At 72.2% G+C, this 24396-nt stretch carries 16 protein-coding genes and 1 pseudogene; 7 read left to right on the top strand and 10 right to left on the bottom strand.

What is annotated here, in order from left to right; genetic code table 11:
- Positions 1-227: 227 nt before the first annotated feature.
- Positions 228-1565 (top strand): sulfite oxidase, encoded by a 1338-nt coding sequence (locus ACIRL2_RS47945; RefSeq protein WP_395873833.1) that lies wholly within the window; start codon positions 228-230, stop codon positions 1563-1565.
- A 142-nt stretch (positions 1566-1707) separates the two neighbouring features.
- Here ACIRL2_RS47945 and ACIRL2_RS47950 read toward each other — a convergent pair whose 3' ends face one another.
- The 3 genes and pseudogenes from ACIRL2_RS47950 to ACIRL2_RS47960 all read right to left on the bottom strand — a co-directional run bounded on the left by ACIRL2_RS47950 (position 1708) and on the right by ACIRL2_RS47960 (position 4527).
- Positions 1708-3927 (bottom strand): NADP-dependent isocitrate dehydrogenase, encoded by a 2220-nt coding sequence (locus tag ACIRL2_RS47950; RefSeq protein WP_402241583.1) that lies wholly within the window; start codon positions 3925-3927, stop codon positions 1708-1710.
- Between the two features lie 159 nt (positions 3928-4086).
- Positions 4087-4287: pseudogene (locus ACIRL2_RS47955) on the bottom strand (helix-turn-helix domain-containing protein); the annotation flags it as partial.
- A gap of 66 nt (positions 4288-4353) precedes the next feature.
- Positions 4354-4527: a hypothetical protein gene (locus tag ACIRL2_RS47960; protein ID WP_402241559.1), complete on the bottom strand. Its 174-nt coding sequence runs from the start codon at positions 4525-4527 to the stop codon at positions 4354-4356.
- Positions 4528-4682: 155 nt separating this feature from the next.
- Between ACIRL2_RS47960 and ACIRL2_RS47965 the strand changes: the two genes are divergently transcribed.
- Complete coding sequence (locus ACIRL2_RS47965; protein WP_402241562.1) at positions 4683-5981, top strand: NAD(P)/FAD-dependent oxidoreductase; 1299 nt, start codon at positions 4683-4685, stop codon at positions 5979-5981.
- 320 nt (positions 5982-6301) lie between these two features.
- Positions 6302-6922, top strand: a complete 621-nt coding sequence (locus ACIRL2_RS47970; RefSeq protein WP_402241565.1) for a prolyl oligopeptidase family serine peptidase — start codon at positions 6302-6304, stop codon at positions 6920-6922.
- A 214-nt stretch (positions 6923-7136) separates the two neighbouring features.
- Here ACIRL2_RS47970 and ACIRL2_RS47975 read toward each other — a convergent pair whose 3' ends face one another.
- From ACIRL2_RS47975 to ACIRL2_RS47990, 4 genes are all read right to left on the bottom strand, one after another.
- Positions 7137-8186, bottom strand: a complete 1050-nt coding sequence (locus ACIRL2_RS47975) for an LLM class flavin-dependent oxidoreductase (RefSeq protein ID WP_395873829.1) — start codon at positions 8184-8186, stop codon at positions 7137-7139.
- A gap of 54 nt (positions 8187-8240) precedes the next feature.
- Positions 8241-9719 carry an MFS transporter gene (locus ACIRL2_RS47980; protein WP_395873828.1) on the bottom strand — a complete coding sequence of 493 codons (1479 nt, stop codon included), beginning with the start codon at positions 9717-9719 and terminating at the stop codon, positions 8241-8243.
- 304 nt (positions 9720-10023) lie between these two features.
- Entirely contained in the window at positions 10024-11538 is a 1515-nt protein-coding gene (locus ACIRL2_RS47985) for an FAD-dependent monooxygenase (RefSeq protein WP_402241569.1), read from the bottom strand.
- Between the two features lie 132 nt (positions 11539-11670).
- Positions 11671-12906 carry an amidohydrolase family protein gene (locus tag ACIRL2_RS47990; RefSeq protein ID WP_395873825.1) on the bottom strand — a complete coding sequence of 412 codons (1236 nt, stop codon included), beginning with the start codon at positions 12904-12906 and terminating at the stop codon, positions 11671-11673.
- 333 nt (positions 12907-13239) lie between these two features.
- Between ACIRL2_RS47990 and ACIRL2_RS47995 the strand changes: the two genes are divergently transcribed.
- The 3 genes from ACIRL2_RS47995 to ACIRL2_RS48005 all read left to right on the top strand — a co-directional run bounded on the left by ACIRL2_RS47995 (position 13240) and on the right by ACIRL2_RS48005 (position 16366).
- Complete coding sequence (locus ACIRL2_RS47995; protein ID WP_395873824.1) at positions 13240-14769, top strand: FAD-dependent monooxygenase; 1530 nt, start codon at positions 13240-13242, stop codon at positions 14767-14769.
- A 116-nt stretch (positions 14770-14885) separates the two neighbouring features.
- Entirely contained in the window at positions 14886-16157 is a 1272-nt protein-coding gene (locus ACIRL2_RS48000) for a cytochrome P450 (protein ID WP_402241572.1), read from the top strand.
- 5 nt (positions 16158-16162) lie between these two features.
- Entirely contained in the window at positions 16163-16366 is a 204-nt protein-coding gene (locus ACIRL2_RS48005) for a ferredoxin (RefSeq protein WP_395873822.1), read from the top strand.
- Between the two features lie 45 nt (positions 16367-16411).
- Here the strand turns inward: ACIRL2_RS48005 and ACIRL2_RS48010 are convergent, their stop codons facing one another.
- From ACIRL2_RS48010 to ACIRL2_RS48020, 3 genes are all read right to left on the bottom strand, one after another.
- On the bottom strand, positions 16412-17188 hold the full coding sequence (locus ACIRL2_RS48010; RefSeq protein ID WP_395873821.1) for a BTAD domain-containing putative transcriptional regulator: 777 nt from the start codon (positions 17186-17188) through the stop codon (positions 16412-16414).
- Positions 17189-17691: 503 nt separating this feature from the next.
- Positions 17692-21171 carry an AAA family ATPase gene (locus tag ACIRL2_RS48015; protein WP_402241575.1) on the bottom strand — a complete coding sequence of 1160 codons (3480 nt, stop codon included), beginning with the start codon at positions 21169-21171 and terminating at the stop codon, positions 17692-17694.
- 820 nt (positions 21172-21991) lie between these two features.
- Complete coding sequence (locus ACIRL2_RS48020) at positions 21992-23290, bottom strand: acyltransferase family protein (RefSeq protein WP_395873819.1); 1299 nt, start codon at positions 23288-23290, stop codon at positions 21992-21994.
- 321 nt (positions 23291-23611) lie between these two features.
- Between ACIRL2_RS48020 and ACIRL2_RS48025 the strand changes: the two genes are divergently transcribed.
- The gene (locus tag ACIRL2_RS48025; protein WP_395873818.1) at positions 23612-24214 is read left to right on the top strand and encodes a TetR/AcrR family transcriptional regulator; all 603 of its coding nucleotides are present in this window, start codon (positions 23612-23614) and stop codon (positions 24212-24214) included.
- Positions 24215-24396 lie beyond the last annotated feature (182 nt).

Below are 24396 nucleotides of genomic sequence, written 5' to 3' on the forward strand. Positions count from 1 at the left end.
GCCCGGGACCGATCGGCTGTCTGCGCGCCATCGACGGCTCGCGGTCGGGTCCTCTAGCATCGCGCTGTGATCCTCAGCCACCGCCGCACCGGCGAGAACGCGCCGTCGCGCGTCGCCGTGCCGCGCCGTCGCTGTTGTTGATCCGACCTTCTCCGCGCAATCGACGCACCGCCGCGCCCGTATGCCCGCGCGCGCCTCCCGACGTCCCTTCAGCAGAGGAAGCCTCGATGACACCGATCAGCGAAGTCTCGTACGACCGACACCGGTTGCGGCAGTGGATCGGCGGCTCCGCCCGCGCCGACGGGGTGCCCAGACGCGACCTGCTCAAGTTGCTCGGCGCGGCGGGCGTCCTCACCGCGCTGCCCGCGGGTACCGCGTACGCGGCCGACCCGACCGCCTCCACCGCCCCCACCGACCCGAGCCGCCCACCCGCGCCGGCCGCGCCGCCCACCGCCCCGGGTGCCGTCGCGGCCCCGGGGATCGTCAAGCCGCTGCCGCCCGAACTGTTCACCATCCGGGGCACCAACGCGGAGACCAACTTCCACGCGTTGCGCGGGAGCGGCTATCACACCCCCGTCGACCGGTTCTTCGTGCGCAATCACACCTCGACCCCGCAACTGTCCGCGCGGGACTGGCGGTTGCGGCTGTGGGGGAGCGGGTTGCGCGGATCCGTGGACCAGGCCCACGCGATCGAACTCGACCTGGCCGACCTGCGCCGACTGCCGGCACACACCCATTCGGCCACCATCGAGTGCGCCGGCAACGGCCGCAGCTTCTACACCTCGCAACAGGGCGAGTCGGTGGCCGGCACCGCCTGGACGCTCGGCGCGATCGGCATGGCCCGGTGGCGCGGCGCGCGGCTGTCGGACGTGCTGCGCCGCGCGGGTCTGCGCCGCGAGGCGGTGGATGTGCTGCCGCGGGGGCTGGACGAGGAGTACGTCACCGGCGGCGTCAACCTCGGCCGGGTCCGCCGGCCGTTGCCGCTGGCCAAGGCGCTCGACGACGTGCTGCTCGCGTACGAGATGAACGGCGAGCCGCTGACCGCCGATCACGGCGCGCCGGTGCGGGTGGTCGTGCCGTCGTGGGTGGGCATCTCCTCGATCAAGTGGGTCGGCGACATCGAGGTCTCCGCTCAGCCGCTCTACTCGCCGTGGAACACCGACTTCTACCGGCTGTTCGGGCCCGCCCACCCCGAGGGCGGCAGCGCGCCGCTGACCCGACAGACCCTCAAGAGCGCCTTCGAACTGCCCACCGGTGCCCGCTTCGCGTCGCGCGTCACGCACCGCCTGGAGGGCCGCTCCTGGTCCGGCACGGGCGGCGTACGCCGGGTGGACGTCAGCACGGACGGCGGCGCGACCTGGCGCCGCGCGCGGCTGCGGGACCAGCCGCGTCGGGACGGCTGGGTGCGCTGGAGTGTGGACTGGCGTCCCACCACCACCGGCCCGACGGAACTGCTCGCCCGGGCGAGCGACACCTCGGGGCGGGTCCAGCCCGATCGTTCGACGTTCAACACCCAGGGCTACTTCTTCGACGCGGTCGTGCGCCACCCGGTGACCGTCGACTGAGCACCGGGCCGGCCACTCCCGGCACGGGAAACGCCGAACCGCCCCGGCCGGGCGCAGTGCCGGTCGGGGCGGTTCGAAGGTGTCGGCCCGGGGTTCGCGGGGATCGGGCCGACCTCGACGAGGTCGGCCCGCCCCGAACGGGTCAGCCCAGCGAGGCGATGGCCTCGTTGAAGGTGGCTGACGGGCGCATCACGGCCGAGGCCTTGGCCGGATCGGGACGGTAGTAGCCGCCGATGTCGGCGGGCGAGCCCTGTACCGCGATCAGTTCGGCGACGATCGTCTCCTGCTGCTCGGTCAGCGTCCGGGCCAGGCCCGCGAATGCCTCGGCGAGCGCCGCGTCCTCGGTCTGCGCGGCCAACTCCTGGGCCCAGTACAGCGCCAGGAAGAAGTGGCTGCCCCGGTTGTCGATGCCACCGAGCCGACGGCTGGGCGACTTGTCGTTGTCCAGGAAGGTGCCGGTGGCGCGGTCGAGCGTGTCGGCCAGCACCTGGGCACGGGCGTTGCCCACGGACTGCGCGAGGTGCTCGAAGCTGACCGCGAGCGCGAGGAACTCGCCCAGGCTGTCCCAGCGCAGGTAGTTCTCCTTGACCAACTGCTGCACGTGCTTGGGCGCCGAGCCGCCGGCACCGGTCTCGAACAGGCCGCCGCCGTCCATCAGCGGGACGACCGAGAGCATCTTCGCGCTCGTGCCCAGCTCCAGGATCGGGAACAGGTCGGTGAGGTAGTCGCGCAGCACGTTGCCGGTCACCGAGATGGTGTCCTCGCCGCGACGGATGCGCTCCAGCGAGAAGGCGGTCGCCTCGACCGGCGACATGATCTCGATGGTCAGGCCCTCGGTGTCGTGCTCGGGCAGGTACGCGCGGACCTTCGCGATCAGGTTCGCGTCGTGCGCGCGGCCCTCGTCGAGCCAGAACACCGCCGGGCTGCCGGTCGCGCGGGCGCGGGTGACGGCCAGCTTGACCCAGTCCTTGATCGGCGCGTCCTTGGTCTGGCACATCCGGAAGATGTCACCGGCGCCGACGACCTGCTCCAGGATCGCGGTGCCCGCGCCGTCGACGACCCGCACGGTGCCCGCGGTGGGGATCTCGAACGTCTTGTCGTGGCTGCCGTACTCCTCGGCCTTCTGCGCCATCAGACCGACGTTGGGCACCGAGCCCATCGTGGCCGGGTCGTAGGCGCCGTTCTTGCGGCAGTCGTCGATGACGACCTGGTACACGCCGGCGTAGCTGCTGTCCGGCAGCACGGCCAGGGTGTCGGCCTCCTTGCCGTCCGCGCCCCACATGTGACCGGAGGTACGGATCATGGCCGGCATCGAGGCGTCCACGATCACGTCGCTGGGCACGTGCAGGTTGGTGATGCCCCGGTCGGAGTCGACCATCGCCAGCGCCGGACCGGAGGCCAGTTCGGCGTCGAAGGACGCCTTGATCCTCGCGCCGTCCGGAAGCGACTCGAGACCCTTGAGGATCGCGCCGAGACCGTCGTTGGGGCTCAGACCGGCCGCCGCGAGCGCGTCGCCGTGCTCGGCGAAGGTCTGCGGGAAGTAGGCACGTACCGCGTGGCCGAAGATGATCGGGTCGGAGACCTTCATCATGGTGGCCTTCAGGTGCACCGACAGCAGCACACCCTCGGCCTTGGCCCGGGCCACCTGCGCGGCGAGGAACTCGCGCAGCGCCGCCGCGCGCATCACCGAGGCGTCCACGACCTCGCCCGCGAGCACCGGTACCGACTCGCGCAGCACGGTGGTGGTGCCGTCCTCGGCCACCAGCTCGATGCGCAGCGAGCCCGGCTCGGCGATCACGGCGGACTTCTCGGTGGAGCGGAAGTCGTCGGCGCCCATGTGCGCGACGTTGGTCTTCGAGTCGGCCGTCCACACGCCCATGCGGTGCGGGTGCGCCCGGACGTAGTTCTTGACCGACGTGGGGGCGCGGCGGTCCGAGTTGCCCTCGCGAAGGACCGGGTTGACCGCGCTGCCCAGGGTCTTGCCGTAGCGCGCCCGGACGTCCTTCTCCTCGTCGGTCTTCGGGTCGTCCGGGTAGTCCGGAAGCGCGTAGCCCTGCTCGCGAAGCTCGGCGATGGCCGCCTTGAGCTGCGGGATCGAGGCCGAGACGTTCGGCAGCTTGATGATGTTGGCCTCGGGCGTCTTGGCCAGGTCACCGAGCTCGGCGAGCGCGTCCTCGAGCCGCTGGTCCGCCTTCAGGTGGTCGGGGAACTGGGCGATGATCCGCCCGGCCAGGGAGATGTCACGGGTCTCCACCTTGACCCCGGCCGTCGCCGCGTACGCCTGGACCACGGGCAGGAACGAATACGTCGCCAGGGCCGGGGCCTCGTCGGTGTGCGTATAGATGATGGTCGGGTCAGTCACAGGATGCTCCGCTCCATGTCCGCAACATTGCTCGACATCAAGATATCTTGCGGCGGAACCCTTCGCGTCCCGCCCCCCGCCCGTCCCGGCAGCCACGGGGTCACACGGTGTCGGGTCGGTCCGGACCGGCCAAAGCGCGGAGTTTGAGGCCCAGGTGCAGGTCAGCCGGTCGTCGCCGTGGTCCAGCCGGCAGCCGGTGGGCGCCTCGATCCGACGCAGCCGTCGGTACAACGTCGCCAGGTGCACGCACAACAACGCGGCGGTGCGCCGCACGTCGCCGGCGTGGTCGAGGAACGCGGCCGGCGTCGGCAGCAGCACTCCGTGACCGTCCGCCCGCTCCAGCACGACCAGGGCCGGCACCCGAGCCGCCGCGCCCAGCTCCGCCGCGGGCAGCCGCAGAAGCAGGTCGTAGGGCCCGGCGCACCACTACGGGCGATGTCGCCCAAGCCGGGCACCAGCAGCGTCGCGCGCATGGCGCGCCTGCCGGTACGAGTCCGGCACCAGGTCGAGGCGATCCACCGGCGCGCCGACCCCGACCACCACCTGCCCGGCGCCGTGGGTCAGGCCCCGGAACCTGGCGGTGATCCGCGCACCGAGCACGTCCCGGCAGCTCCGCCGCCGCGGCGGCCGGCGGCACCAGCAGGATCCAGGCCCGCGAGCGCTGGGCGACGGTCAGACTGGACTGGTGACACGGACCGGGACGACCCACCGGGCACCCGTCCGTGTGCCGCCGCATCGGCAGGGAGGAAACCCGGATGAACACGGACGTCGTGGTGGTCGGAGCAGGGGTGATCGGCGCGTCGATCGCGCTCGAACTGGCCAGAGCCGGACGGCGGGTGCTCGTGGTGGACAAGGCCGGCGGGGTCGGCCTGGGCTCCACCAGCGCCTCCAGCGCCGTCATCCGGTTCAACTTCTCCACGCACGCCGGGGTGGCCGCGTCGTGGGAGGCGCAGTTCTGCTGGCGCGCCTGGCGCGAGCACCTGGGTTGCGACGTCGACGACCCGGTCCGCTTCGAACGCAGCGGCCTGGCCCTGCTCGACGTGGACGCCGCGCCGCGCGGTGCCTACCTGCCGCTGTTCGACGCGGTCGGGGTCCCCTACGAGGAGTGGGACGCCGACACCCTGGCGACCAGGATCCCGGGTCTGGACACCGGGCGGTACGGGCCGCCCAAGCGCCTGGACGACGAGGACTTCTGGGCGGAGCCGACCGGCACGCTCGGTGCGGTCTTCACGCCCGACGCGGGCTACATCAGCGATCCGCAACTGGCCGCGCAGAACCTGGCCGCGGCGGCGACGCGCTTCGGCGCCGAGTTCCGGTTCCGGCGGACCGTCGTCGCGGTGCGGTCGACCGGCGGCCGGGTGGTCGGCGTGACCTTGGACGACGGCACGGTGGTGGCCTGCCCGACCGTGGTCAACGCGGCCGGGCCGTGGTCCGGTCGGGTCAACGAACTGGCCGGGGTGGGAGCCGACTTCACCATCGGTGTGCGGCCGATGCGGCAGGAGGTCGGATACCTGCGGGCGCCCGCCGGCTACAACCCGGACGGGGCGGCCGGGGTCACCGTGGCGGATCTGGATCTGGGCGTGTACCTGCGCGGCGAGGTCGACGGCGGACTGCTCGTGGGCGGGACCGAGCCGGAGTGCGACCCGCTCCAGTGGCTCGACGACCCCGACGCCGCCAACCCGAACCCGACGCCGGACGTCTTCGAGGCGCAGGTGACCCGCGCGGCCCGGCGCCTGACCGGGCTGACCGTGCCCAACCGGCCGCGCGGCATCGCCGGGGTGTACGACGTCGCCGACGACTGGACGCCGATCTACGACCGCACCGCCATGGACGGCTTCTATGTGGCGATGGGCACCAGCGGCAACCAGTTCAAGAACGCGCCGCTGGTGGGGCAGTTGATGGCAGCCCTGATCGAGGGGGTGGAGAGCGGGATCGATCACGACACGAAACCGGTGCGGTTCGTCGGCGTACACACCGGCGAGCCGATCGACCTGGGCGCGTTCTCCCGCCGGCGCAGCATCAACACAGCCAACTCCGGGACGGTGTTCGGCTGATGCCGCCGCGCCCCCGGTAACCGGCACGCCGATCCGCCTTCCGCATCGCCTTCGCAGCGCACTCCTGATCGCCTTCCGATCCGCGCTCCTCATCGCTTTCCGATTGCGTTCCGCAGGTGAGCGGGGCCGGGACGAACGTGTGGGAGGCGTGCCGGGCGGGCCCCGACGCGCTGGTCTGCGTGACGAGCCCACGGGCGGGCGAGGAGGCTCGGTACACCGCCGACCTGCGGTGGATCGCCCGGGCCGACGGGAGGCGGACCGTATTGCGGACCGGTGACCGGCAGTTCGGGGTGCCGTCCGGGTCGCCGTAGGGCCGCGCGGTGGCCGTGGTGGAGGCGTTCTGCTCCGATCGCAAGGTGGTTGCCGGGGACTTTGTGCTGCTCGTGGTGGACGGCACCGGGACCGCGACGGAGGCGGCGCGGATCGACACGAACGGCGTGGACGTCACCTCGACCGGCCGGCTCGACGAGGACCGTCTCGGGTGGGCCGGCATAGCCGGGCCGGACACGGTGGTCGGCGAGTACGACCGCACTTTTGGCAAGGTCGCCGAACTCCGGCGCGGCACCGAGACCTTCGGTGGCCGCCATCCCGAACTCTCCTTCTCCGCGCACGGGCTCGCCGGAGTGCGGCACGGCTACGACCGCTGTCCGGAACCGGCGGTCGTGACAGGGCAATCGGTGCGCACGATCACGTCACTGAGCCATCCGGGCGCGGACGTGCGCACGCCCACCCTGGTGACGGCGGGCGCGCTGGACCGCTGCACGCCCGCCGGGCAGGCCCGGGAGTTCCTTCGCGCGCTGGTGGAGGCGGGCGCGGAGTCGACGCTCGTGATGTGTCCCCGGGAGGGCCACGGGGTGCGCGCCTTCTCGGCCTTGATCGACCACTGCGCCCGGTTGTCGGGCTGGTTCGACAAGCAGATGGCCCCCGGCCCGGCGGCCTGAGACCCGCACGCGCGCCGGACCGGGGCTGGTGCCCGCCCGCTCACGGGGATGAAGGCGGGCGGGCACGGTGCGCCCGACGGCCGGGGTCGGGCCGTCGAGCGGTCTGGTGGTATAGCTGCCCCGCCACCGGCGAGGCAACCGGGTTCGCGGGCCGATTCGTCGGCACGACCGGCGAATCGGCGACCGGCGAATCGGCGGTCTGCGGGTCGGCGCGTCAGCGGGTCAGCGAGTCGGCCGAGTGCGCCGAGGGCACCAGGCCGGTCGCCTCGGCGAGGATCTCGAACGAGCGGATGCGGTCGTCGACGCCGTGCACCAGGGTCAGCGCCATGAGCTCGTCGGCGCCGGTGCGGTCGACGAACGCGTCGATCTTGGCCGCGATGTCGTGCCGTCCGCCGACCAGGTGCGCCGCTATCCGCTGGCGGACGAACTCCCGTTCCTCCCGGCTGTATTCGAAGGCCTCGGCATACTCCGGGCTGGGGTAGGGCCCGGTGATTCCGCTGGTGCGCTGGAGCAGCGACGACAGCCCCATCGGTCCGGCCAGCCACTCCGCCCGCTCCTGCGTCTCGGCGACGATCACGATGGCCGCGACGATGGCGTAGGGGTGGTCCAGGTCGGCCGACGGACGGAAGTTCTCCCGGTAGGTGGCCAACGCCGGAATGGTGTTCTCCGCGCTGAAGTGGTGCGCGAACGCGAACGGCAGGCCGAGCATGCCGGCCATCCGGGCACTGGAGGGGCTCGAGCCGAGCATCCAGATCGGCGGCCGGTTGCCCTCCGCCGGGATCGCGCTGACCGGGGAGATCGGGCCGCCGTGTGCGGGCGACTCGAAGTAGTCCAGGAGTTCGGCGAAGCGCTGCGGGAAGTCGTCACCGGGGTCGGAACTGCGGCGCAGCGCCCGGGCGGTGATCGGATCGGTGCCCGAGGCCCGGCCGATGCCCAGGTCGATCCGGTCGGGGTGCAGCGCCTCCAGGGTGCCGAACTGCTCGGCGACCACCAGCGGAGCGTGGTTGGGCAACATCACCCCGCCCGAACCCACCCGCAACCGCGAGGTGGCGGCGGCGATCCGACCGATCATCAACGGCGGCGAGCAACTCGCGATGTTGGGCGCGTTGTGGTGTTCGGCCATCCAGTAGCGCAGGTACCCGAGTCGGTCCACGCTCTGCGCGATCCGAACGGTGTCGCGCAGAGCCTGGGCGGCCGAGGCACCGCTGGCCACGGGTGCGAAGTCCAGCACCGACAGGGGAAGTCGACTGCTTGTGTCCGTCATGCGGGAAGTTCCTTCCGAAGGGCCGGTCGGCGCCGGACGCGGCACGGGACGCGGTCAGGCGGCGGGCTTGGGGGCGGGGGGTTTGGGGCGGATCACGAAGATCGACACGACGAGTGCGCCGACGGCGAAGACCGACGCGCCGATGGCCGCGGTGGAGATGCCTTCGGTGAGCACGTGGTGTGCGGTCTGTTCGGGATCGAGGCCGGCCGGCGGGTGCTTGGCGGCGTTCTTGCTCGCGGTGCCGGAGATGGTGGCCAGGATGGCCAGACCCAGGCTCGCGCCGACCTGCTGGAGGGCCTGGAGCAGGCCGGAGGCGGCGCCCGCGTCCTTGGGCGGGACCTCGGACAGGATGATCATGTTCAGTGGCATGAAGCTCAGTCCCGAGCCGATGCCGAACAGCAGCATCGGTCCGACCACGCCGCCGGCATAGCTGCTGGAGTCGTCGATCTGCGTCAGCCACAGGATGCCCAGCGCGACCAGGACGCCGCCGAAGACCAGGATCGGCTTGGGGCCGAACTTGGGCAGCAGCTTGGGCGTTGCCCGGGCGAAGGCGAACTGGCACAGCGCCATCGGCAGGAACGCGCAGCCCGCCTTGAGCGGGCTGTAGCCCATCACGGTCTGCAGGAACTGGGTGAGGAAGAAGAAGATCGCGAACATGGTGGCCGGCAGCAGCAGCATGTTCAGGTACGCGCCGGCCCGGTTGCGGTGCGCGAGCAGGCGCAGCGGGGTGATCGGCTGCGCGGCCTTGGACTCGATCGCGATGAACGCGGTGAGCAACACCCCGGCCAGGACGAGCGCGCCGATGGTCAGACCGTCGCTCCAACCGTCGGATGCGGCCCGGATGCAGCCGTAGACCAGGGCGACCATGCCCGCGGTCGAGGTGACCGCGCCCAGGATGTCGAAGCGGCCGGGGTGGCGCTCGGGCTGGCGGATGTACAGCGGTGCCAGGGCGAGGATGCCGATGCCGATGGGCACGTTGATGAACAACACCGCGCGCCAGGAGGTGGCGTCGGTGAGCAGGCCGCCGAAGACCAGGCCGAAGGCCATGCCCGCGCCGGACACCGCCGAATAGACGGCGAGCGCCTTGGCTCGGGCGGGACCCTCGAAGTTGGTGTTCAACAGCGCGAGGGTGCTGGGCGCGGCGAACGCGGCGCCCACGCCCTGGAAGGCCCGGGCGGTCAGCAACATCGCCTCGGAGTTGGCGAAGCCGCCGACCAGCGACGCGAGCGTGAACAGCGCGATGCCGGCGATGAAGACCTTGCGGCGCCCGAGGATGTCGCCGGCACGCCCGCCGAGCAGGAGCAGGCCGCCGAAGGCGAGCGTGTACGAGTTGATGATCCAGGTCAGGCCGGTGGGTGAGAAGTCCAGGGCCTCCTGCATGTCCGGCAGCGCGATGTTGACGATGGTCGCGTCCAGAATGACCATCAGCTGGCAGGCCAGGATCACGGCCAGCGCGAGGCCGGGGCGGCGCTCGCGTCGTTCGACGGCCGAGACCGGATCGGCCGGTGTGCCAACTGCCGGCGGGGTCGACATGGTGCCTCCACAAGGGGCCAAGAAGGGGGAACGGTGAGCGTGCGCGGGCTCGCGCGCCCGCAGCGATGACCGTTGTGCCGGTCGGGTGTGGCCGGCCGGGGCGAGGCACGCGACGGCACCCCTTCCGGGCCGAAAGCAAACCGGAGGATCTCTCGACTTACGATACGGAGGAACTCTCGACTTTTCAATCGCATCGGCAACACACGTGTCCGGCAAGGCAATTCGGGCCGAGAACACCGTGCGTCCGACCGGGTGAACGAGCGGATCGCTACGCGGGCGCGCCGACCGGGCGATCAGGCGGTGGTTACGCGGGCGCGCCGAGCCAGCCGGTCAGGGCGCGTCGCAGGCCACCGTCCCCGCTCACGCCTTCCGGGCGGATCCAGGCGGCGTACCCGTCGGGCCGCAGCAGCACGGCCGAGGCGGCCGATTCCGGGACCGGGGCGGCCTGCACCACGTCCACGCGGTCCTTCCAGCCGGTGATGTCGAACGGCTCGGCGTCGCCCGCCGACAGATCCAGGAGCACCGCACGGCCGGTACGCAGCACCCGGTCCACGCTCGTCTCGCCCGCCTCGGTGAGCAGCGTCGCGTCCGGGAAGCGCTCGCCCAGCAGGGCGTGCCCGCCCACCTCGGCGGCGGCGCCTCCGTCCGCGCCGATCCCGGACCGCTCCGCGACCGGGTAGCGGATGTCCACTCCCGCAATCATGTGCACCAGATGCCGGCTGACCTCCTCGTGCGCGAGCAACTCGCCCAGCACCTCGCGCAGCGGCTCGGCCTCGGAGAGCGGGAACATCAGCGACAACTGGGCCCGCGTGTTCATCAACACCCGTGCGGCCACCGGGTGCCGTTCGACGGCGTAGGTGTCCAACAACCCTTCCGGAGCCCATCCCTGGATCGTCGCGGCCAGCTTCCAGCCCAGGTTCACCGCATCCTGCAAGCCGGTGTTCAAGCCTTGGCCGCCGATCGGGAAGTGCACGTGGGCGGCGTCGCCCAGCAGGATCACCCGCCCCTGCCGATAGCGCTCGGCCTGCCGCGCGGACGAGCCGAACCGGGACAACAGTTGTGGTGTGCCCAGGTCGAACTCCCGTCCCACGACGTGTCGGATCTGCCGGTGCAACTCCTCCTCGGTGACCGGGACCTCGCGCCCGGTCCGGGGCGCGCCGAACTCCGCGACGGTGACCCGGACCAGTTCGCCCTCCAACGGGATCAGCGCGAACATCCCGTTCGGATGCAGTGACGGGTCGATCCGGATCTGCCGCTCCACCGGGATCCGCAGGTCGCCGGTGATGCCGTCGGCCACCGACGGCGTGCCGGGAAAGTCGATGCCCGCCCGCTTGCGCACCACACTGGCGCCGCCGTCGGCCCCGGCCAGGTACGCGCCGGCCACCCGGTACTCGCCGTCCGCCGTACGCACCGTGACGGTGACCCCGGACTCGTCCTGGGTGAAGTCGGCGACCTCGTGCCCCCGGCGCACGTCCACCCCCAACTCCACCGCACGCTCCTCCAGATGCTGCTCGATCCGGCGCTGCGGCACCCGGCGCGGCACCAGGTGTTCCTCCAGCCCGGTGAACCGCAACATCCCGAAACCGAAGTGCTTGATCGGCGCGTACTCGAACACCGGTGCGGCCAGGTCGCGTTGCTCCAACGCCCGGATCGAGCCGTACTGTAGCCCGAGCGCCCGGGACCACCCCGGCGGCTCCACCAACCGCTCCAGCACGATCGTGCGCACGCCGGCCAGCGCCAGCTCACAGGCCAACATCAGGCCGCTGGGCCCGGCCCCCGCGACGACTACCGTGCGATCGCTGTGCTCGTTGCGTTCCATCTCGACTCCTCGGCGATGTCCGATGTCCGACGTGCGATGTGCGATGTGTGACGAGGGGGTCCGCCGACAGGCGGGTACGGCCCCGGGCGCCTCGGGGGCGAGCGGGCGGTCCCGCGCGGGTCCGCCCGGCGCTCAGCGGTGGGCGCGAAGCCGGGCCTCGACCTCGGCCGGCGGCAGATGCGCGCGGCCGTCGGCCAGCACCAGCCGGACCGCGCGCAGCGCCGCGAGATCGGCGCGCGGATCGCCGGAGACGACCACGAGGTCGGCGGCGAAGCCCGGGGCCAGCCGCCCGGTGCGATCACCCAGCCCGAGCCCGTCCGCCGCGTTCGTGGTGGCCATCTCCAACACGTCGGTGTTGGCCAGGCCGGATCGTGCCAACCACTCCAGGCCGGTCACGTAGGCGTCGAAGCTCGCCCCCGCGATGCCGGCGTCGGTACCGGCCATCAGGCGCACGCCGTTCTCGTGCAACACCCGGGCCACGTCCAGCCACGGGCCCATGGCCTCGTGGCCGATCCGCTCCCGGGTCAGATCGAACGCGCGACTGAAGGTGGGACACACGAACACCCCGCGGTCGGCGATCTCGCGGACCAGATCGAGCCGTACGTCCGGGCCCGCCGCCGGGCCCGCCTCCGGGATGAACGTGCAGTGCTCCAAGGTGTCCGCGCCCGCCGCCAGCGCGGCCTCGACGCCGACCGCGCCGTGCGCGTGCGCGGCCACCCGCAGCCCAGCGGCGTGCGCCTCGCGCACGACCAGCGCGATCGCGTCCGCGCCGAACTGGCGCTGCCACGCCTGGGGGCCGCCGGGGGTCAGGTTCCCGCCGGTGGCCATCACCTTGAGCACGTCCGCGCCGGAGGCGATGTGCGCGCGGGTCGCCGCGAGCAACTCGTCGTGGTCGGCCACCTCGCCACCGAGGAACCAACAGTGCCCGCCGGGCACGGTCAGCGGCGTGTTCGCGGCGAGCACCCGCGGCCCCGGCAGCAACCCGGCGGCGATCGCGTCCCGCAACCGCCGGGCCAGGCCGCCCCGATCGCCGAGATCGCGCACCGTGGTCACGCCGCTGTCCAGCAACTGCCGAGCCCGGCTCGCCATCGCCGGAAACAGGTCCAGGTCGTCGACCCCGGCCAACGCGGCCACCGGATCCGCGCTCGCGTCGAACACGAGATGGACGTGGCTGTCGATCAACCCCGGCAGGACGCTCGCGCCCGGATGATCGGCCACCGGTGTGCCGACCGGCGCCCGGGCGAGGACCTCGGCACGCGGGCCCACGTCCCGGACCAGTCCGTCCGCCACCAGGACCGCCCCGTCGGGCACCTCCGGGGCCCCCGCGCCGGGCAGCACCCGGTCGGCGGCGATGATCCGTGCTGTCATGGACTGCTTCTCCTCGGCACCGTGAGACCGCAACCGCCGGGCGGGACCACGCCCGCGGCAGGCCCTCCCACTGCCTCGCCGGCGGGTGCCCCCGGTCGTTCGCGCCCACTGTCACAGCCGGTTCTAAAGCGACTCTTACGACCGCTCACGCGGCCGGTGCCGGCGGCTCACCGCATTGCCCGCCGGGGCGCCGGGGCGGCGCTTCCGAGCCCGGGTGAAGGGCGCTTCGGCACGCCCCCGCGAGCCCGGCCGCCCGGCGCCCTTAAGCCCAGCCTTAGCCGCTGCGCTCAAGCTCTGGGCCGACCCCCAACGCCCAGCGCGGAGGAGAAGAGCATGAGCCGCACCGTCGTGATCGCCGGGGGAGGCCCCACCGGCCTCCTGCTCGCGTGCGAACTCGCCCTGGCCGGCGCCGAACCCGTGGTGGTGGAGCCGCGCACCGACGATCCCGAGTTCTCCCCGGGCATGGCCGTGCACGGCCGCACCCTGGAGATCCTGGAACAGCGCGGACTCGCGGACCGCATCGGGGAACACGAGATGTTCGCCTGGCCGCGCACCCCGTTCGCCTTCCACTGGCTCGACCTGACCTCGGTCGGCCCGACCGAATACACCTACGCCTACCCGCAGTGGCGCCTGGAGCGGCTGCTGCGCGCGCGGGCCGGCGAACTGGGCGTGGAACTGCGCCGAGGCGTGCGGGTGAGCGACTACACGCAGGACGCGGACGGCGTCACGGTCCACACGCGCGCCGAGGACGGCACCGAGGAGACCTTGCGCGCCGCCTACCTGGTCGGCGCGGACGGCGCGGACAGCACCGTACGGCGGTTGGCCGGCATCGGGTTCGTCGCGTCCGGCAAGGAGTACGCCGGGGTGCTCGGCGACGTGGAGCTCGAGGAGAGCGAGCACGACACCTTCGACGGCGGCCTGTACCCGGCCGGGGTGTTCGGCGCGCTGCCGCTCCAGCCGGGCCGGTTGCGGCTGATGACGATCGAGTTCGGCGCCACGCCGCCGGCCGCCGATGTCCCGGTGAGCACCGAGGAACTGCTCGACAGCGTACGGCGGGTGCTGGGCAAGGCGCCCCGGGTGGCCCGCACGCACTACCTCGCCCGCTACGGCGGCCCCACCCGGCTGGCCGAACGCTACCGGGACGGGCGGGTGTTCCTGGCCGGCGACGCCGCGCACGTGCTGTTCATCTCCGGCACGCAAGGCGTCAACACCGGCCTGCACGACGCGCTCAACCTGGGCTGGAAGCTGGCCGCGACGCTGGCCGGGCACGCCTCGCCCGGCCTGCTCGACAGCTACGAGAGCGAGCGTCGCCCGGTCGGTGAGCGGGTCGCGCTGCACTCGCGGGCCCAGATGGCGCTGATGCACCCGCTGGCCGAGATCACCCCGCTGCGCGACATGGTCGCCGAACTCACCGCGATCGAGAGCGTCAACCGGCACCTGCTGGAGATGACCACGGCGGTCGGCTACCCGGCGCCGGCCGACGCCGATCCGGGTGCCGAAACGCACGCGCTGGTCGGCCGGCGGGTCCCGGGGGTCACGCTGAACACCGGCGCCGGCGACACGAAGCTGCTCGAACTCCTGAGCACCGGACGCGGCCTGCTCGTGGACCTGACCGGCGGCGCGGGCGGCGGGGCCGACCCGGCCGAGGCGATCGCGTGGGCCGACCGCGTCGACATCGTCACCGCGGGCTCCGCCGAGCCGGCCCTGGACGCGACGCTCGTCCTGGTCCGCCCGGACGGGTTCGTCGCGTGGGCCGACGACGCGACCGGAGCCCGGGCCAAGGGTCTGGGCGCGGCCTTGACCACGTGGTTCGGCGAACCCGACGAGGCGGCGTCCGCCGCGCCGGCGGCCCCATCCGCCTGACCCGGACCGCGGCGGCGCGCCCACCCGGCGAGCGATCGACGACGGGCCACCGCACGTGTGGATCCACCCACCGGCGTCGTCCTTCGGGCCGATCCAGGACATGAAGGAGCAGGAGCATGACCGATACCACCCGGACCCAGACCCCGACCCCGACCCAGACCCCGGCATCCGTGCCCGAGGCGCCGGCCACCGTCGACGAGCGCTCGCGGCAGTGGAGCCTGTACCAGCCCTGGCTCCAGCAGGACCCGATCCCGTATTGGAAGCAGATGCGCGCGAGCGCGCCGATCGTGCGCTCCGAGGAGGCGGGCGGCTTTTGGATCCTCACCCGCTACGAGGACATCGAATGGGCGGCGCGCAGCCCCGAGTTGTTCTCCAACGCCGAACTGGTCATTCCGCACCGGCAGATCTTCCCGACCAAGCAGATCCCGATCCAGCTGGACGGCGAGGAGCACCGCAAGTGGCGCCTGACGCTGGCGAGTCTGTTCAACCCCGGGGTGGTCAACCACTTCGCGCCCCGGATCCGGGAGGCCGCCGTGGACGCGATCGAGCCGATCGTGGCCGCCGGGCGCTGCGAGTTCCTCACCGACTTCGGCATCCAACTGCCCGCCGAGACCTTCCTGATCAGCTTCGGGATCGGCCGGGAGCACCTGCGCACGCTGCTCGACCACAAGACCTGGCTGCGGCGCGAGGGCATCCCCAACGCCCGTACCGACGAGGACCTGCGGGTGGCGAACAAGCCGCTGTGGGACTTCTTCGGCGAGGCGATCGACCAGCGCCGCGCCGAGGGAACCCAGGGCCGCCGGGACGTGATCAGCCAACTCGTCGAGGGGCGCTTCGACGGCCGTGAACTCACCCGCGACGAGATGATCAACGCCGCGTTCGTGACCATGCTCGCCAGCCTGGACAGCACCACCGCGCAGCTCGGTCTGATCTTCCTGTACCTGGCCCGCCACCCCGAGGTCCAGGACCTGATCAACGCGAATCCCGACCGGATCCCCGCCGTGGTGGAGGAACTCATCCGACACGAACCGGTCTCCTCGACCGGGCGCCTGGTCACCCGCGACGTCGAGCGGCACGGCGTGACCATGCGCAAGGGCGATCGGGTGTTGTTGTCCTGGGGCATGTCGGGCCTGGACCCGGACGCCTTCGAGAACCCCGACGAGGTGGACTTCGACCGCAACGCCACCCGTCAACTCGCCTTCGGCACCGGACCGCACCGGTGCCTGGGGATGCACCTCGCGCGCCGGATCATCGGCATCGCGATCGAGGAGTGGCACAAGCGCGTGCCGAACTACCACGTCGCCGAGGGCACCGTGCCGCTGCATCACTACTCGCCCGGCCGGGGGTTGCACAACCTCGACCTCGTGCTCGGCCGGGCACGGGGATAGCGGGCATGCGCGTCCGGGTGAACTCCGATGCCTGCATGGGGCATTCCATGTGCAGTGCGCTGGCCTCGGAGGTCTACGAGGTCACCGACGAGGGTTTCAACGAGATGGGCGACTTCGAGGTCGACCCGGCTCGACGGGCCGCCGCCCTGCGCGGCGCCCGGGCCTGTCCGGAGAAGGCCATCACGATCGCGGAGGAGCCGACCGCGTGAGCCGCGGTCCGTCGGCGACCCATTCGGGCCGCCGACGGGCCGACGTCAACTCGCGAGCCTGGTGTCGAGTTGCTCGTCGGCGGTCAGGATCGCCAATTGCAGGTCCCGCAACGCCCGTCCCGGCTCCAGGCCCAGTTCGCCGTTGAGCGTCTCCCGGGCCTGCTGGTACACCCGCAGCGCGTCCGCCTGCCGCTCCGACCGGTACAGCGCCAGCATCAACTGCCGATGGAACACCTCACGCAGCGGGTGCTCGGTGGTCAGCGCGTACAGCGGGCCGACCAACTCCCGGTGCAGGCCCAATTCCAGGTCGGCCTCCACCAGCAACTCGGTGCATTCCAAACGGGCTTCCTCCAGCCAGGTCATGAACCCGCGGATCAGCGGCCCCTGGCCGTACGGTTCCCCGAGCGCCGGCCCGCGCCACAGGTCCCGGGCGGCCCGCAGCGACTCGGACGCCTGGCGGTACGCGCCGACCCGCAGATGCGCGCGCCCCTGTTGCACATGGCGCTGGAAGGTCCACAGGTCGAGGTCCTCCGGCGCCATCCGCAGCAGATATCCCGGCGCCCCGGTGACGATCGGGCCTTCGGGGTCGTCCGGCCTGCCGATCAATCGCCTGAGCTGGGACACGTACACATGCAGTGCCGCTGTCACCCGACGGGGCGGATTCTCGCCCCATATCTCGTCTATCAGTTGATCTATCGAGACGACCTGATTGCCTCGGATGACCAGTGCCGCCAGCAGTGTGCGCAGTTTGGGCGCGCTGATCGGGGCGCCGTTGCCCGCCTCGTCGATGACGTGCAGTGGGCCCAGGATCGAATATCGCATGACTTCCCCCATGGGTTTCGGTCGAGGCGGACGGACCGGCCGGTGTGGCCGGCCCGGGCCTACCGCTCTCGACGCGATGACGGATGGTCGGGGTATCGCGCGCCGTCGGGCGACGTCCCGTCGAGACCTCGGCGCCGGCCGGACTCGGACGCCGGCGGCCGTATACGGAGCCTCACCACGATTGTGTCTCGCCCGGACCCCGGTCACGCCCCCCGGGCACCCCAGCATGCCCCCAGCCATCCGCCCAGGGGTGGTAGCGAAACCGGTACGGGAAACCACCGGCGGGACGGGTCCGACCACCGACGGCGCCCCGGGGCCGAGGTCCGGCGGACCCCGGACGCGAGGCGGCCGGGGCAGGGACGCGGGAGTCGGCCCGGGCTGCCGGGGCACGGAACGCGGGTGTGGCTCGGGCCGCCGAGGGCAAGGACGCCGACCGGCCCGGGCCGCAGAGGCAACGACGCGGGACCGGCCCTCGTGCGGCCGGTCCCGGTTTCGTCGGTCGGTCAGGCGCTCTCGGTGCCGTCCGTCTCCAGGGTGTCGCCCAACTCGGCGCGGGAGTTGATGCCGAGCTTGCGGTAGACCTGACTGAGATGCCACTCGACGGTCTTGACCGTCACGAACAGCGTGTGGGCGATCTCCTGATTGCGGTATCCGGCCGCGGCCAGGTCCGCGACCCGGCGCTCCTGGGGCGTCAGACCGGTCTGACCGGTCCGGCGCGGCTGCCGGCCCCGGGTGCGCGAGGTGATCGCGTCGAGCTCCTCCCGGGCGCGGGTGACCAGCGCGGTCGCGCCGCAACTCTCGGCCAGGTCGGCCGCCTCGCGCAAGCGGCAACGGGCCTGCATGTGCTGGTCGTTGTGTCGATGCGCGATGCCCAGTTCGAGCAGGGTCAGAGTGTGGTCGGGCACCGCCGGGGTGGTGCGGATGTGCTGGAGGGCCTCCTCCAGGATCCGTACCCGGTCGGTACCGCGCGCGGTCTGCGCGGTGGCCCGCAACGCGCCGGCGATGGTGCGCGGCGCCCCGAACGCGCGCCCGGCGGGCACCTGGGCCTCGGCCAGCGCCCGGGCCTCGTCGGTGCGGCCGAGCCGGACCAGCGCGGTGACCGCGTCGATGGTGGGCAGGAACGCGACCGGGGTCGGCGCGGTCCAGCGATGGAAGAGCGCCCTGGCGTGCAGGATGTCGTCGAGCGCGTTCTCCGAGTGCCCCTGGGCCAGCCGTACCCGCCCCCGGGCGACCAGCAGCGGCAGCAGGGTCAGGGTCTGTGGCGTGTCCAGGTCCGGCGCGTCCTCCAACAGCCGGGCCGCGCCGGTGAGATCGCCCCGCACGGCAAGGGTCGACGCCAGCGCCGCGGTGGCCAGGCACAACACACTCCCCGGCGGTGGCGGGGCGTCGGCGGCGACGTCCGGATGGATCGCCCGCAGGGCCGTGCGCGCGTCGGTCTCGGCCTCCGCGAGCATGCCGCGCTGCCACCGAACCCAGGCCCGGGAGGCCCGCGCGGCGTCCGCGGCCAGGGTCAGGTTCTGATCGCGCGCGTCGGAGAGGATGCGGGTGAGCAGCGTGTCCGACTCGGTCAGCCGGTTGCAGTGCGCGAGCGCCCCGGCCAGCAGCAGGATGGGATGCAGTTCCCCGTCCGGCCCGGTGACCAGCCGCCCGTACGCGAAGCAGCCCTGGGTGAGGGCGTGTTGCACGCGTTCGACGATCTGCTGGGCGGGCCTGCCCTCGCTCAGCGCCTGCACGGTGTCGGCGGCGATGAGCACCCGGCGGATGTCGGCGCACACGCAGTCGGGCCCCCATCGTGTGGTGGGCACCGGGTTGGTGGCCGGGTCGTCGCACTGGTGCTCGCCGGCCCACTCGCCCAGGCCGGCCAGCTCGCGGGCGGCGATATGCCGGGTGGCGGGCATCAGTTGGGCGACCACGGTCAGCGCCATGCACACCCGCAGGAAACCCTCGCCGTCGGGATCGGAGCCGTCCGTCGGCAGGACGGCGGCCAGTTCCTCGCGTAACCCCTGGAGCAGCGTGATCGCCTCGTCGTGCCGGCACGCGGCCACCAGCGCCGAGGCCAGATCCACACCGACCCGGGCCCGGGCCTCGGGATCGGGCGCGGCGTCCAGGGCCTGGGCCAGTCGGCGGCAGGCGTGCCCGCCACGCGCGCGCAACTCGGCCCGGCCCAGCGTCGCGCACAACGCCGGCACAGTCGCGGGCGGCGCCGGTTCGTGCAGGGCTCGGCGCAGATAGCGCACCGCCGCCCCGGGGTCGCCGTGGGCCAGGGCGCCGCGCCCGGCCACCGCCAGGACGTCCGCGACCCAGGGATCCGCGGCCGGCGGCACCTCCATCAGATGGTCCGCGGCCTCGCCCGCCGCCTCGCCCCGCAACGTGCCCGCGCCGGTCAGCGCCCGCGCGGCCCGCACATGCGCGCGGTGGCGCAGGCGCAGCGGTAGATCCCGGTACAACGTCTCGCGCACGATCGGGTGCACGAAGCGCAACGGCGAACCGGCGTGCACCATGCCCAGTTCGACCAGGACGCCCACCGCCTCGGTGGCCTCGGCCCGGCTCAACCCGGCGATCTGGCCCACCAGTACCGGATCCGCGGTCAACCCCACGACCGCCATCGCCTCGGCGAACACCGCGACCGGGCCGGGCGACAGCCGCAGGCGGCGCACCACGCTGCGCGAGACGCTGCCCGGCGCGAGCCGGGAGACCCGGGCCACCACGTCCCCGCAACGACCGTCCTCGGTGGGGGCGTCGATCCCGTCCTCGGCGGAGACCGTACGGACGGACACCGCGCGCCGGGCGTCGCCGCGCTCGGCGCCGCCCCCGGGAGCCGGCCCGGGCACACCGGAGCCCACACCCTCGAACGCCGAGGCGGGCTCGTTGCGCCAGGTCACCGGGAACGTGCCGCCCGCCCGGGAGGTGAACCCGGCCCGCCCGGTGGCGGGGGCCGGCCCGTCGGCGCGCGCACCGGATGCCACCTCGACCAGGGCGCCCCGCGCGCGGTCCTCGGCGCCCAGGACCGCCTCGCCGGTCCGTACGCTCCGGTCGACGGCCTTCCCGAAGGCCATCGCCACGGTGTCGCCGCCGGGTGCCGACCCGGCCCACGGGCCCACCGGGACGGACACACTGCGGCCGTCGCCCGCCCGGGACAACACCCGCACCCCCTCGCCGTCGGGGCAGGCCGGTTCGGGAACGACCACGGCGGGCGAGCCCGGCCCATCGACCGGAACCACGCCGTCCGCCTGGAGTTCGCCCAGCAACTCGCGAAGGAAGAACGGGTTGCCACCGGTGGCCTCGTGGCACAACCGGGCGAATCCGGTGCCCTGATCCGCGCCGACCACGCGGATCACCAACTCGCGCACGCCCGTCTCGGTCAACGGCTCGGCGCGCACGACCCGGGCCAGCGGCGAAGACACCATGGCGCGCACCACGTCCGCCTGCGGCCCCCAGCGCATCGACTCGGTGGCCACCGCCACGACCACGGGCAACTCGTCCAGCCGGGTGGCCAGATAATGCAGGAAACGCAGGGACGACTCGTCGGCCCATTGCACGTCGTCGACGACCAGCACCAGCGGCTCGCGGTCGGCGACATTCACGCACAGCCAATACAGACCGTGAAACAATGCCTGCCGTTCGGCCGCGCTGCCCCGCGCGTCGTCGTCACCGAGCGGAAGCAGACCACCGGCGTATTCGAACAACGGAGCCGACAATTCCGCCGCGCCGGACCACATGGCCGCCCGCAGCTCCGGCGGCGCGCAGGCCAGCAAAGGCTCGAACAATTGACGCACGATCCCGAACGGAAAACTCTCCTCGAACCGCGAACCCCGGGCCTGGAGAATCCGGAATCCGCCCGTCGACGCCTCTTCGCGCAAGCCCAGGAGCAGCGACGACTTTCCGGCCCCGGCCGCGCCCTCCACCAACAACAATCGGCCCCGCCGGTCCCGGCAGCCGGTCAGCAGCTCCCCGAATATCGCCAACTCGCGTCCGCGTTCCACCAATCCGACCGTATCCCCGTGCATAACGGCACAACTCCATTCCCCCGCGCACACCAAATTCACCCCGGGCACATGGCTCCGGGAAGGATTCGCCGACCTCGCCGACGTGGCGACGGACGGCAGGTTCGACCGCACCCGGAACCGGGCGCGGACGAATGCGACGTCGAATGTCGCGATCCGATGCCTTGGGGAGGATCACGCCCCGCCGGGGCGGGCGGATGGGGCGACTCCGGCTGATTCGGACGCGAGACGAGTGACCCTACGGGCGCGGACAGCGCCCCGGACAGCAGCGGTCGGAGGTGGTGCCCACATGGATCGCTGAGGTGGAGCGGTGTCGAATGAAGCACATCACGATGACCCCTCGAGTGCTGTCAACGTCCTCGGCTGTAGGCCCCGGGTCGGTCGGGCCCGCAGGGTTCAGTGCGGGATCAGGCTAACCCGACACTCTCTCCGTTTAGCCGTTCGATCCGGCCCGCACGCGGTTTTCGGTCACCCGCCAACCGAACGTCTCTTCGATCCGAGTACTCGCGGACACCGGATTCGCCCTGGTCCGCGACGGCCGGACGGCGAAAGACCCGGTGATCACACGAGTCGTCACGCAACAGGCGGTGGCCGGTCACCGAGTGCAGATCTTGTCTGAAAATCCGTGCTGGGCGTGACCGAGCGTCCAACGGGCGGACACGCTGGGGAAACCGAACGGAAACACAGGACGCCCTCCCCGTGGGTCCGTGGCCCGATGGGCGACGAACGAACGAGGAGGGCGAAAGGTGCGACGCGGACGTCCGCGCCGGTGGCACCGGGGGCCTGAGGTGACGGGCCGTCAGTCCACGGTGGACGGCTCGCCGCGAGCGGACGACGCGTTCGCCGCCGGCAGCGTCGGACGCTGTTCGGACGACCCGGCGTCCGGACCGCCGCGCGGATCGGACGCGGAACCCGTACCGCCGGCGGAATCGGACCCGGCGCCCGGTCCGCCTCGGGAAGCGGACTCGGCGGCCGGCTCGATCGGGGCGGGCCGACGCCTCGGCCGGGCGAATCGTGCCATCGCGGGCTGCTCCACCACGGCGTGCAGCACCGCGCTCAACGCCAGCGCCACCACGAGCAGCGCCGCCAGCACACCGAACGCGCCCGGGGTGCTCCAGGTCCGGTGCAGGCCCAACCAGCGATGCCCGTAGGACAGCACGAGTTGGTGCAACAGGTAGAACGCGAACGAGATCTCGCCGAGCCGGACCACGAACCGGCTGCCGAGCCACGACCGCGCGCCGCGCACGTCGGCGGCGGCCACCGAGGAGATCAACAGCGCGATCGGCACCACCATCACCGCGACGATGGAGAACAGCGTCGACGCGTGCTTGAGCCCCACGAACGCGCCGATCGCCAGCGCGAGCGCGGGCAACCGACCGAGCGGAATCCACCGACCGGTCAGCACGATCCGGGCCATCAGCATGCCCAGCACGAACTCCAGCATCCGCACCGGCGGGAACGCGTACACGAACCAGAACCTGGGGAAGGACACCGACACCGGCGGGGGGAACATCACGCCGCCCTGGATGAGTTCGGCCACCAGCGGCATCACCGCCACCACCGCCGCCACGCCCGCCGCCACCGGCCACAGGTAGCGGCCCGGGATGCGCTTGATGCCCACCAGCAGCAGCGGGAACGAGAGATAGAAGAACAACTCGCAGGCCAGCGACCACGTGGGCGGGTTCACCCCGAGGAAAATCTCCAGGTCGGGAATCCAGGACTGGATCAGCAGCAGGTTCGGGATCAGGACCCTCGCCTCGAGCACCCGATCGGTGGTGCTCAACAAGATCGCGGCGAGTACGACCGCGACCACCGTGTTCGGATACACCTTCGCCGCGCGCCGGCGCCAGAAGGCCCGGGCAGTGTCGCCGGCCCGAGCGGACCAGGTCAACACGAAGCCGCTGAGCACGAAGAAGAAGGCGACCCCCACATATCCGGAACCGCGCACCACATCATTGAAGTCGGCGCTGAAACCGGCGTCCCGGAAGAACCGCTGATCCGAGGCGTGCGCGAGGAACACCATCAGTGCGGCGAAGAACCGCATGCCGGTGAGAGAGGGCAGCGTGCTCTGTTTCTTTGCGGAATCGATTCCGGTCATGGATCGCCATTCCTGTCGGCGGCCCGGCAACGGCGGGCGGTACGGGCGGGGAGCCGATCGACCGCGCCGAGCGCTCCGGGGCGAGCCGGTATCACGCGGCGGTCGGTTCGAGGGTGCGGTCGCGGGCTTAAGCCGTTCTTTGCTCGCGCTAATCCCGCCTTTGGGACTCGGCAATCGACCGAAAGGCGGTCCCCGGCAGGCCCGGTGCGGCACCGGACGCCTGGCCTGCCGGGTACCGTGTACAAAGGCCGTTCGGCCCCCGACGTATCCTGGACGCCCCGTTTCCAGGATTTCGGCAACAGTGCAACCAGGGGATCGGCGATGACGACTGAGCAGCCCCCGGCACGTGCGATGCGCGCGGACGCCCGGCGCAACTACGAACGGCTGATCGTCGCGGCCGGCGAGGCATTCTCCGAGCACGGGCCGGACGCGCCACTGGACGACATCGTGCGCCGCGCCGGGGTCAGCCCCGGCACGCTGTACCGCAACTTCCCGACCCGACACGCACTGCTCGAAGCGGTGTTCCACGACGGCGTCGAGGGGCTGTGCAGCGAGGCACAGGCCCTGCTGGACGCACCTGTGCCCGAGGAGGCGCTGGCCACCTGGCTGCGCTCGGTGATCGCCTACGCGACGACCTACCGCGGGCTCGCCGCGTCGCTGATGGCCACCATGCTCGAACAGGAAACGACCGCGTCCTCGTGCCACACCCGGATGCGCTCGGCCGGCGCCGCGTTGCTCCTGCGCGCCCAGCAGGCCGGCACCGTGCGCAAGGACACCGACATCTCCGATCTGCTCAAGATCGCCAACGGCATCGCCTGGGCCATCGAACAGGCCCCCAGCGACGCGGGTCAGACCGACCGGCTCCTCGAACTCACCATGGGCGGCCTGCGCACGGCCGAGGCCACACCGGCGCGCGCGGGCTGACCGACCGGCGCCCGGCGCGGACCGAGCACCCGGGCATGTTTCCGGTCACGGAGCGAGCTCCGGTGTACCGTCCGAGGCCAGAGCACCGTGCACCCGGGCAAGTTTCCGATCACGGGAGCGAGCACTCGTGATTCGACCACGGGAGCGAGCGCTCGTGTACGTTCCCGGCCACGGCACCGAGT

Source organism: Embleya sp. NPDC127516, from assembly GCF_044765325.1.
Lineage (GTDB): Bacteria > Actinomycetota > Actinomycetes > Streptomycetales > Streptomycetaceae > Embleya.

Bases quoted from the DNA above. Each gene is read 5' to 3' on its own strand.
- ACIRL2_RS47980 (WP_395873828.1), bottom strand. From the start codon at position 9,719: ATGTCGACCCCGCCGGCAGTTGGCACACCGGCCGATCCGGTCTCGGCC.
- ACIRL2_RS48010 (WP_395873821.1), bottom strand. From the start codon at position 17,188: ATGCGATATTCGATCCTGGGCCCACTGCACGTCATCGACGAGGCGGGC.
- ACIRL2_RS47975 (WP_395873829.1), bottom strand. From the start codon at position 8,186: ATGACGGACACAAGCAGTCGACTTCCCCTGTCGGTGCTGGACTTCGCA.
- ACIRL2_RS48000 (WP_402241572.1), top strand. From the start codon at position 14,886: ATGACCGATACCACCCGGACCCAGACCCCGACCCCGACCCAGACCCCG.
- ACIRL2_RS48020 (WP_395873819.1), bottom strand. From the start codon at position 23,290: ATGACCGGAATCGATTCCGCAAAGAAACAGAGCACGCTGCCCTCTCTC.
- ACIRL2_RS47945 (WP_395873833.1), top strand. From the start codon at position 228: ATGACACCGATCAGCGAAGTCTCGTACGACCGACACCGGTTGCGGCAG.
- ACIRL2_RS48025 (WP_395873818.1), top strand. From the start codon at position 23,612: ATGACGACTGAGCAGCCCCCGGCACGTGCGATGCGCGCGGACGCCCGG.
- ACIRL2_RS47965 (WP_402241562.1), top strand. From the start codon at position 4,683: ATGAACACGGACGTCGTGGTGGTCGGAGCAGGGGTGATCGGCGCGTCG.
- ACIRL2_RS47990 (WP_395873825.1), bottom strand. From the start codon at position 12,906: ATGACAGCACGGATCATCGCCGCCGACCGGGTGCTGCCCGGCGCGGGG.
- ACIRL2_RS47995 (WP_395873824.1), top strand. From the start codon at position 13,240: ATGAGCCGCACCGTCGTGATCGCCGGGGGAGGCCCCACCGGCCTCCTG.
- ACIRL2_RS48005 (WP_395873822.1), top strand. From the start codon at position 16,163: ATGCGCGTCCGGGTGAACTCCGATGCCTGCATGGGGCATTCCATGTGC.
- ACIRL2_RS47985 (WP_402241569.1), bottom strand. From the start codon at position 11,538: ATGGAACGCAACGAGCACAGCGATCGCACGGTAGTCGTCGCGGGGGCC.